At 69.9% G+C, this 1,911-nt stretch carries 2 protein-coding genes and 1 pseudogene; all 3 read right to left on the bottom strand.

All coding sequences use genetic code 11. The annotated features are described in order from the left end of the window. On the bottom strand, nucleotides 1-422 hold a 422-nt coding region (locus tag VGD70_RS10375; RefSeq protein WP_331080518.1), incomplete at its 3' end, for an AAA family ATPase. A gap of 299 nt (nucleotides 423-721) precedes the next feature. Continuing rightward, nucleotides 722-1,648: a site-specific tyrosine recombinase XerD gene (gene xerD, locus VGD70_RS10370; RefSeq protein ID WP_414637933.1), complete on the bottom strand. Its 927-nt coding sequence runs from the start codon at nucleotides 1,646-1,648 to the stop codon at nucleotides 722-724. An 8-nt stretch (nucleotides 1,649-1,656) separates the two neighbouring features. Then, nucleotides 1,657-1,911, bottom strand: a pseudogene (locus VGD70_RS10365) (alanine dehydrogenase); the annotation flags it as partial.

Below are 1,911 nucleotides of genomic sequence, written 5' to 3'. Positions count from 1 at the left end.
GACCCCTGCGGGTCGAAGTCGATCAGCAGCACCTTGCGGCCGGTCTCCGCGATCGCGGCGCCCAGGTTGATGGTCGTCGTGGTCTTGCCGACGCCACCCTTCTGGTTGCACATGGCGATCACCTGGGCAGGCCCGCGCCGGGTCGGTGGCTTCACCTCCGGCAGGTCGGGAAGCGGCCGGCCGGTCGGTCCGATCTTGTGCCTCGGGCCGTGCGGGTCATTCACAGGCGCCATGTCCTCCGCGGTCAGCTTGGCCGTCGGCCGGGGCATCTCCGCATAGTTGCTGGGTGGGGTGACGGCCCTCGTCGGCGCGGGGGCCGGCGGTGGCGTGGCGGGCGTGGCGGGCGCCGGCTCAGAGGTCGGCGACATCGGTTCCGCCGACGACGACAGGTGCTGGGTGCCCGGGAATGTCGACTCGTTCATGACTCGTCAAACCTCTCAACCGATACGGGCGATCCCAGCGACTGTAAGCGTGCATTCAAGCACTCTCAACCAGCCACTCCGCAGCAGGGTCGGGTGGTTTGCGGTCAGCGTTCCGGACAAGGCCGATCACCCCGCCAGAGTGACCAACCGTGACCGCATGATTGCACATCGTCGATGAACCGCATGCGCCGACCCGCGGACGCCCGACACTCACCAACCCCGCGAAACCGCCCGCCTCGACGCGGATCCACGCTCGGCTGCCCGGAGAGAACGCCGTTGGTGAGTGTCGGCGGTCCGCGTTACCCGGACAACGCGCGCGGGTGGCTGGTGGCGTACACCTCGCGGAGTTTGTCGACGGTGACGAGGGTGTAGACCTGCGTCGTGGTGACGGAGGCGTGACCGAGGAGTTCCTGGACCACGCGGACGTCCGCGCCGCCGTCCAGGAGGTGGGTGGCGAACGAGTGGCGGAGCGTGTGCGGGCTGATCTCCTTGGCGATCCCCGCGCGCTCGGCGGCTCGTCGCAGTACGGTCCAGGCGCTTTGGCGGGACAACCGGCCGCCGCGGGCGTTGAGGAACAGCGCCGGCGTACCGCGCCCCCGGCCCACTAGGTCCGGCCGGCCGCGGACCTGGTACGCCGAGAGCGCGTCGCGGGCGTAGGAGCCCACCGGTACGACGCGTTCCTTGCTGCCCTTGCCGCGGAGGAGAACCGTGCCGGTCTCCAGGTCCACCTCGTCAACGTCGAGCCCGACCGCCTCCGAGATCCGCGCGCCGGTGCCGTAGAGGAACTCCAGCAACGCGGCATCACGAGTCGCCAGTACTGCGGGCTCGGCCTCGGCGCCTGCCGCGGCGGCCAGGATCCTGGTCACCTCGTCGACGGAGAGGGCCTTCGGCAACCGCTGGGGCGGCGCTGGAGGTTTCACCGCGTTCGCGGGATCGACAGCGGTCAACCCCTCGCGCAGGCAGAACTTGTGGAACCCACGAACGGCGACCACCGTGCGTCCGGCACTCGACGCGGTCAGAGGCGGGTGATCCGCGTCCCCCTCACGAAGGCGCATCAGGAAGTCGCTCACCACCGCCTCGGAGATCCGGCCGAGCGCGTCGACACCAGCCGCGGCCAGATATCCGTCGTACCGGCGCAGGTCCCGCCGGTACGACGCCAGAGTGTTGGCGGCCAGCCCCCGTTCGACCGTCAGGTGGTCGAGGTACGAGCTGACCGCCCGGGAGATCTCCCCGCTCAGACCAGCACCTCGTCGAGCTTCAGCTGGTCCAGGTCGTGCGCGTCCGCGACCGGGCCGTAGGTGACGTGCCCGTCGTGGGTGTTCAGGCCGAGCGCGAGGCTGTGGTCCTGCTTCATCGCTTCCCGCCAGCCCAGGTTCGCCAGCTCGACGGCGTACGGCAGCGTCACGTTGGTGAGCGCGTACGTCGAGGTGTGCGGCACCGCGCCCGGCATGTTCGCGACGCAGTAGAACAGCGAGTTGTGCACCCGGTA

It is taken from the genome of Actinophytocola sp. (genome assembly GCF_036402745.1).
Lineage (GTDB): Bacteria > Actinomycetota > Actinomycetes > Mycobacteriales > Pseudonocardiaceae > Actinophytocola.
The sequence above is the reverse complement of the archived record's forward strand: the minus strand, read 5'-3'. Positions and strand labels throughout refer to the sequence as shown.